The sequence below is a fragment of the Chloracidobacterium sp. genome (assembly GCA_016716305.1).
Lineage (GTDB): Bacteria > Acidobacteriota > Blastocatellia > Pyrinomonadales > Pyrinomonadaceae > OLB17.
In genome coordinates, this window is the sequence record JADJWP010000002.1 from 727,215 (window position 1) to 735,000 (window position 7,786).

6 protein-coding genes (1 of these 6 running past the window's edge) are annotated in these 7,786 nt (G+C 53.4%); 4 read left to right on the forward strand and 2 right to left on the reverse strand.

What is annotated here, in order from left to right; translation table 11 throughout:
- Positions 1-69: 69 nt before the first annotated feature.
- The 3 genes from IPM28_05160 (at position 70) to IPM28_05170 (ending at position 3,250) form a co-directional block, all read left to right on the forward strand.
- Positions 70-1,353, forward strand: a complete 1,284-nt coding sequence (locus IPM28_05160; protein MBK9172383.1) for a M20/M25/M40 family metallo-hydrolase — start codon at positions 70-72, stop codon at positions 1,351-1,353.
- Complete coding sequence (locus tag IPM28_05165) at positions 1,353-2,633, forward strand: beta-lactamase family protein (GenBank protein MBK9172384.1); 1,281 nt, start codon at positions 1,353-1,355, stop codon at positions 2,631-2,633. The genes IPM28_05160 and IPM28_05165 overlap by 1 nt, the downstream gene beginning before the upstream one ends.
- Positions 2,634-2,752: 119 nt before the next feature.
- Complete coding sequence (locus IPM28_05170; GenBank protein MBK9172385.1) at positions 2,753-3,250, forward strand: hypothetical protein; 498 nt, start codon at positions 2,753-2,755, stop codon at positions 3,248-3,250.
- An 8-nt stretch (positions 3,251-3,258) separates the two neighbouring features.
- On the opposite strand, the gene rimO is transcribed toward IPM28_05170, so the two are convergent.
- Positions 3,259-4,617, reverse strand: a complete 1,359-nt coding sequence (gene rimO, locus IPM28_05175; GenBank protein ID MBK9172386.1) for a 30S ribosomal protein S12 methylthiotransferase RimO — start codon at positions 4,615-4,617, stop codon at positions 3,259-3,261.
- Between the two features lie 28 nt (positions 4,618-4,645).
- Entirely contained in the window at positions 4,646-6,859 is a 2,214-nt protein-coding gene (locus IPM28_05180; protein ID MBK9172387.1) for a DUF3488 domain-containing protein, read from the reverse strand.
- Between the two features lie 553 nt (positions 6,860-7,412).
- Here IPM28_05180 and IPM28_05185 point away from each other — a divergent pair.
- Positions 7,413-7,786: the 5' end (the start) of a WG repeat-containing protein gene (locus IPM28_05185; protein MBK9172388.1), read on the forward strand. 637 nt of this gene lie beyond the right edge of the window; only the first 374 of its 1,011 coding nucleotides appear in the window; its start codon is at positions 7,413-7,415; its stop codon lies off the right edge, out of view.

A 7,786-nucleotide genomic window follows, 5' to 3' on the forward strand; every position in this document is an offset into this window, starting at 1 on the left:
AATGCAATCCATTTTGCCTTGGGTCCATCCTTTTCATCTATGCGATCTAACTACAAACGAAAAGTATTAATGTCCACTGTAATGGTCTTTGTTTTGAACATTGCAGCTGGATCGATCACTGCCCAGCAGGTCAGCCCGGAAGAACGAATGATCGTTGATCATGTCGACAAAAATTCTGCCGCCGCGATCGCCTTTTTGGAAAGATCAGTAAATACCGAAAGTCCGACCGAGGATCTTGCGGGAGTCAAGGCCGACGGCATGTTATTTATGAAACAATTTCAGGCTATCGGAATGAAGACACGATGGATCGATATGCCCGTCGCATCAAAAAGGGCCGGCCACCTCGTCGCCTATACTAGCGGGACGAGGGGCAAGCGTGTACTTCTTCTGGGTCATCTGGATACTGTGCTTCGTGGTGAGAAGTTTCGCCGTGAGGGAGATCGCGGTTACGGCACCGGGATCGGCGACATGAAGGGCGGGAATGTGATCCTGCTTGAAGCTCTGCGGGCAATGCATGCGGCCGGCGTCCTTAAGGACGCCCGGATCACCGTTCTGCTTACGGGCGATGAAGAAGACTCCTGCGAACCTGTTTCTATTTGTCGCGGCGATATGATCGAGGCCGCTAAGAACAGCGATGTCGCTCTTAGTTTCGAAGGTACGGTTGGTTTGACCGCAACTGTCGGCCGGCGAGGTGCGAGTTCGTGGACGATCGAGATAGAGGCAAAGACCGGTCATTCGAGCGGCATCTTTCGTGAAAATATGGGCTACGGGGCCATTTTTGAAGCGTCGCGAATCCTGAACGAATTCAGAACGCAGCTCGCCGGCGAGCAATATCTCACCTTCAACCCGTCGCTCATCCTGGGTGGAACGACCGCTGAAGTAGAGAACGCCGCCGGAACAGCCACCGGCAAAACGAATGTGGTCGCGGCAAGGGTCGTGATCGACGGAGACCTAAGGTTCATAAGTGAAGAGCAGAAAGAACGTATTCGCGACAAGATGCGTTCGATCGTTGCAAACAATCTGCCTGGTAGTAAAGCGAAGATCTCATTCTTTGACGGCATACCGGCAATGACCCCGGTCGACGGAAATTTCGCGTTACTTGCAAGACTCGATCAGGCGAGTAAAGACCTTGGATTCGGGCCGGTCGAAGCTCTCGATCCGGGTCTTCGAGGGGCCGGCGATATTGCATTCATCGCGCATCTCGTGCCAAGTCTGGATGGCATTGGGATAGGAGGCGGCGGAAATTCCCACGCGAAAGGTGAGTATGCCGATCTTTCTTCGATGCCCATGCTCACGAAACGTGCCGCGATACTGATATATCGGCTGACCAAGGAACCAACCGACAAGAAATGATGAGAAACAATCTCGATCCGCGTCGATCGCTGGCCGCTCTGTTGGTCGGCGCTATCCTATTCACCGCCTGCTTTGGGCAAAACATTCCGCGCGCAAAACCTGAATCCGTTGGCATGTCGACCGAAAGGCTTGGCCGGCTCAGTAAGGAACTCGATAAATATGTTCGCGACGGCTTGCTCGCAGGCGGCGTTGTTATGGTCGCCCGTCGCAGCAAGGTCGCATTTACACATGTGTTTGGTGACCGCGACCGCGAAGCGAGGTCACCAATGCTCGAAGACACGATCTTCCGCATTGCTTCTCAAAGCAAGTTGATAACAAGCGTCGGCATCATGATATTGCAGGAAGAGGGAAAACTTCTGATCACTGATCACGTCGGAAAGTTCATACCCGAATTCAACGACACGACCGTGGCGATCCCGAACGGCAGCGGCGGCTACGAAGTAGTGAAGGCGAAACGAAAGATCACGATCCGCGATCTGCTGACGCACACCGCCGGAATAAGTTATGGCACCGGCCCCGCAAAGGATAAATGGGAAGCCGCCGGTATTACTGGCTTCTATACGGCAGACCGGGATGAACCGATCGGAGAAACGGTTAGAAAGATGGCAGCTCTTCCGATGGATGCCCATCCCGGAGAAAAATACATTTACGGTTACGCGAACGAGATACTCGGCGTCGTCATCGAAAAAGCGAGCGGAATGGATCTTGACTCGTTCTTCAGCGACCGTCTATACGATCCTCTCGGCATGACCGACACTTCCTTTTTTCTTCCACCTTCGAAGGCGGGCCGATTTGCAGTCGTATATTCGGCAGGTACCGATGGAAAGATCTCGCGGGCTCCCGATCCGGGTAAGATCGTTGGCCAGGGGGCATACCTTTTGGGTCCGAGAAGGAATTTTGCCGGCGGTGCCGGAATACTCTCGACCGCCGGCGACTATATGCGATTTCTGTTGATGCTCGCAAATGGCGGCGAACTCAGCGGCAAACGGATCCTTAGCCGCAAATCGGTCGAGCTTCTCTCGGCGGATCATTTACGCGGTATTCCGTTTCGCGATGGGCAGGGATTTGGCTTTGGCGTTTCGGTGGTGAAGGATCTCGGCGCCCGCGGAACCATCGGCTCGGTTGGCGAATACGGCTGGGGCGGAGCCTACCATACGGCCTACTGGATCGATCCGAAAGAACAGATGGTTGTCGTCTACATGACGCAGCTGATCCCTGCCGGGACGATCGATGACGTTGGCAAGCTACGGACTCTTGTCTACCAGTCGATGATCGATTGACCCGGTCGTTTTTGTTTGATCTGGCAATATCAGGATCCAGACGGCGTCTGATCTGATAAGTCCGGAGCAGTTTTTCCGCGTTAAAGTTTAGCGAAGATCAAATCTTGGAGGGGCGCATTATGGCATACGATGGCGAGATACTTGAACAGTGCGGAGTGGTCGATATGGACTGCTCGAAAGTGGCTGTAGTCGCGGTCAGCGGCAGCGGGCCGAACGTCTGCGGCCACCTGCTAATCGGCACCGGCGTCGGCGGAAACCTGAACTATTTTCATGTTGCCGAACTGCGGAATTATCCGAAGTATATGACCGAAACGGGCTTCCGCCGATATCTGAAAGAAAATGGAAAGAGCGAGATAAGGCGGCGCATTTTGTCGCTTCCCGACCCGAATGGAGCAATGACCTATCTCGAGGACCTGATGTCCAAAAAGTGGACGTGGGGAGCACTGCCAAATAACTGTGTAGCTTTTGTCGAGGAAGTGATCGCCGCCGGAGGCGGATCGTGGAGCTCGTACTCGAATTGCCCGGCCGCGGCGATCTCGGACTCGATCGAAGAAAGAGCGAACCGATTCATGAACACGCTTGAGAACGAGATCTACAGCCTTTACGGGGTCAGATGATAGCGGAATTACGACGCGACGACGATCTCGCCGACCAGATCGTAGTCGTGCGCTTCCGTTATGCGAACGTTGTAGATCGTCCCGATCTGCGGATCGAGATCGTCCGGAATGTCGTTTATCAGGATATAGCCGTCGATCTCTTGGGCCTGGCCCTGCAGTCGCCCCTGAAAGAGGAGGTCCGATTCTTGTGAAAGGCCTTCGAAAAGCACTGGAAACGTCTGTCCGACCTTTGCTTTGTTGAGTTGTTTGCTGATCTTCGCTTGTTCTTTCATCAATTCCGTTCGACGGCGTTTGGCGGTTCTTGCATCGACTTTGTCCGGAAGATCGTATGCTCCAGTTCCCTCCTCGTCCGAATAAGTGAAAACACCGACGTTATCGAACCGGCAGTTGCGGACGAATTCCATCAGTTCGTTAAAATCTTCTTCGGTCTCGCCCGGAAAGCCGGTGATAAAGGTCGTTCGTATCGTAATGCCGGGAACTCTTTCTCTTACTCGCCGAATAAGCTTCTCTAGCGATTCGCGTGTTCCGCCACGCTTCATCAGCTTCAAAATGTTTCGCGATGCGTGCTGTAGCGGCATATCCAAATACTTAACTGCCTTTGGAGTTTCGGCGACCGCAGCAAGAAACGCGTCAGAAATATGCGTTGGGTAGGCATACATCACACGCACCCATTCAAGTTCTTCGATCTCGCCCAACGCTCGGATCAGCGCCGCCAAAGCATCGACCTCGCCGAGATCTTCTCCGTAACGTGATGAATCCTGTGCGATCAAAACGACCTCTCTTACGCCTTGTTTCGCCAGCGTTCGAGCCTCCTCGATGATCGAACCGAACCTCCTCGACCTGAATGAACCGCGCATGCCCGGGATCGAACAAAATGCACACGGCCGGTCGCAACCCTCGGCGATCTTGATGAAGGCCGTATGTGAATCGGTTGCACGGTATCGCGGCGTGTCGAAATCGTAGAGATAGGTCGAGGTCTTGTTTCCTATCGGCGTGAGCGTAAGTTCACTTGCGTCGAAACGGTCGTCTGCGGCCTTTAATATCTCGCCGACCTGCGACGTCCCGATGAATGCATCGACCTCGGGAAGTTCCTTGATCAGGTCATCACGATAACGTTCGACAAGACACCCGGCTACGATCACGCGCGACGCCCTTCCGTTAAGCTTCTGCTGTGTCGCCTCAAATATCGCGTCGATCGATTCCTGTTTCGCTGATTCGATAAAGCCGCAGGTGTTGACGACGAGCGTGTCGGCTTCGTCGGCATTATTTGTGATCTGATAACCGGCCTCGGCAAGCGTACCCATCATCACCTCGCTGTCGACAAGGTTTTTAGGGCACCCGAGACTGACAAATCCAACTTTTTTCATACTGCGGCCTTACGTTTTTGAATCGAATTTAGCTTTCTCTCACGAGCGAGCGGTTTTTCGATGTTTCCGCGATCGCATCGAGCCAGCGTTCAACCTCTTCGGTTTCCGCCGGAGACAGCTGCTGTTCACCAAATCGTACGCGATTGTATCGTTCCGTGATCTTGACGGCTTCGGGAATTCCGACAACGTGTGCGAATTCCATTGGAGTTTGAAACGGTTCGCGAACGACCCCATTTTCAGCAAAGATGCCCAGAAAGCGCTCGTAGAATTCGACGGCCGATCCGCCTCGTTTGCCATAAAGACGATTCCATAGCTTGCCCCAAACCTTTAACTTTACTATTTTTCGATACAGCCGAACAAACAGGAAAATCAGAAGTGCAGCACCGGCGACCGCCGCGATCCCGTAGATCATCGCAATAAGACTCGCTGCGGTCCCGCTGTCTCCGCGCACCTCACTCCACCATGCGGCAACGGTTTCCTGGACCTCTGAGATCCACGAACTCGCTTTTGCGTTGTAGTCAGAAACCCCGCGTCTGATCGATGTAAAAAGGGTTCGTTGCTCCTGATTATCGAAAGCGACGAAATATTGTATCCAGATCATTTCCAATGCTTCCAGATACTTCCCGATCTTTGCGGTGAAACCGCCTGTCGGCCCCGTTTCAGATCGGCCCGCCGATGGCGTCGGGTCGAATGCGACCCACGAATCCGCACCTGGGAAGTAAACTTCGACCCAGGAATGCGCCTCGCGTTGGCGGACAACGTAGATGTCGGCAGTCTCGTTGTATTCGCCCTGCTGAAATCCATTTACAACGCGCGTGGCTATCCCTTGGGTCCGGAGCATTATCGCCATTGCCGTCGCGAAGTACTCACAATGGCCCTCGCGTATATTAAAAACGAAATCTGCAAGCGGCTGACTGCCGCCTGCCTTTTGCTCGAGCGTATATCCGAACTCGGATCGCAAATGCGATTCGATCATCGCTGCAGCATCGTACCGATTATCGGCACCGGCTACGAGTTGGGCCGCAAGTACAGCGATCCGGCCATCGAGATCACGCGGAAGCTGTAAATAGTTGCGCTCTTCGAGCCGATATGGCTCGCGGTCACCGCGCAGCACATCGGTCGGTGGCTGACGTGTGTCTGAGAGGACCTTGTAGGAGATACGTTCTCCCGATCGTTGAAACGAAAGACCGCCATGAGCATCTTTAAATAGAACCGGAAAATTCCCCTGGATCCCGACGGCTCTTGGCAAAACGAAAAGGACCGGGGCGTCCAGCGGTTCGAGGTAGAAGGTCTGCAGCGAAAGATCTTCCCGGTCGGTCAGCGAATCTACTTGGATAACATCGCGTTCGCCCTTTTCGCGCACTTCACGAAACGCGGCCTTCGATCGCCGCCATGCTTGATTGTCGAAAACGTCAAGCGCGATCCCGCGCCAGCGTATGCCCCCAGTCGGCGGGTCTCCCTCATCAAGCCTTACGCGCATTACGACCTCATCGTTTTCCTGGATGCGGCCGATGCCGCCTAAACGAACCGTGTCAGAAAAACCGGAAGATGTAGCAATGCCGCCCTGTCCGCCGCCGATTCCCGCGCCACCGACTCGCGGCAGAAGAAAAAACATCGGAGCGGCGATCATTACGATACCTATGATCAGGACAACTGACGCAAATGGAAGTCGTCGCATCGAGAAAGCCCCGATACGCGATGCACCGTTCGTATCGTGTCTGACCAAACGGTTTTCAGATATCGTGCGATCGGTCTTCCGCATTTCGAACAGAACGATCGTGCAGACCATCACGAAGGTATAACTGATGAACGAGACCAAATAGAGGGCACTTATGCTTAGGCCTGCGGCCAGCAGAACCTCGAAAAACGCCATGACATAAAGGAAGATCCAGTCGCGGTCAGATTTTTTTTGAAGGAGTTTTATGGCCGTGAGCGATAGGATAAGTCTGGCAAGAAGACCCGGAAGCTCGGTTTCGGTGCTCACGAACGAAAAGAAGCGGATGCGCCAAAGCACGAAAAAGACCGGCATCGCTGCGACGATCAGCAGGGTCCCAAGCCTCTCGTTGATCTGCCACCGTGTCCCTTCGATGAACCACGCAGTGAGCATCACCGCAACGAATAACGCCGTACCCAAAATGCCGAAGGTTCCCGAGATCCACAATGAAAGGAATCCGCAAAAGACAGCAGTATAAGACAATGCCCGAAATATCGTGTCGAATTTTGCTTGATTCTGTTCGGCCATCCGTATATCGATTATAGGGGCAGCCAAGGGAAGTGTCTAAGAAATTATCATTACGAATGCCAAACGCCCATCGCGAGCATTGTACCTTTCGAAACCGGCTGAACCTAAGATCACCGAGCCACTCGACCCGGCCGTAAAGTGACGGCCGTCCCGCCTGCGACCTGTCGCTACATTGCAATAGAAAAGCCCGCTCAAAACAATGAGCGGGCTTTTTTGATATAGATCCGGCGACTACCTACTTTCCCACAACTGAAAGCTGCAGTATCATCGGCTCAAACAGGCTTAACTTCCGTGTTCGGGATGAAAGTAGTGTGTATCTGGAGCGTGTCACAGCCCCGATGGTATAATGTTGCGAAGTGCCTGGGGACATGGTTGGCGATAAGTCCAGATGATCGAAACCTTTGGGTCTGGTCAATCTACGGGACGGGTTTCGAGAAATCAATAGAACTCGCTGGCACCTTTACCTATGCATCCTGCGTTGCGAACAGTTTGCCTCCTACTTGCGCTCACCTGCACGCATCAAGGTCTCGGGCAAGCTCCTCTATTGCCGATTATGCGAAATAGTCTCTATGGCTACGCAGATTCTCGTGGCAGGGTAGTGATCAAGCCGAGGTTTCATTTGGCCGAGCCATTCTCGGAAGGACTTGCGACCGTAAGCGTCTGCACCGAAGACGGTTGGCGGTGGGGTTTCATAAGCGAGACGGGCTCGTTTGTTATAAACCCCAGATTTCACGATTCAAAGTCATTTCGCGAGGGTGTCGCTGGAGTAAAGGTCGGCGACAAGTGGGGATTCGTAAATAAGAATGGTGAGTTGACGATCGACGCTACGTTCGACGACGAGTTTGCTGTCGACTTTGAATTTCGGGAGGGCCTGTCTGCCGTAAAAGTAAACGAGAAATATGGCTTCATTGACCTTTCGGGAAAGCT

Coding starts and splice junctions, on each gene's coding strand:
- IPM28_05160 (MBK9172383.1), top strand. CDS start 70: ATGTCCACTGTAATGGTCTTTGTTTTGAACATTGCAGCTGGATCGATC.
- IPM28_05165 (MBK9172384.1), top strand. CDS start 1,353: ATGAGAAACAATCTCGATCCGCGTCGATCGCTGGCCGCTCTGTTGGTC.
- IPM28_05170 (MBK9172385.1), top strand. CDS start 2,753: ATGGCATACGATGGCGAGATACTTGAACAGTGCGGAGTGGTCGATATG.
- rimO (MBK9172386.1), bottom strand. CDS start 4,617: ATGAAAAAAGTTGGATTTGTCAGTCTCGGGTGCCCTAAAAACCTTGTC.
- IPM28_05180 (MBK9172387.1), bottom strand. CDS start 6,859: ATGGCCGAACAGAATCAAGCAAAATTCGACACGATATTTCGGGCATTG.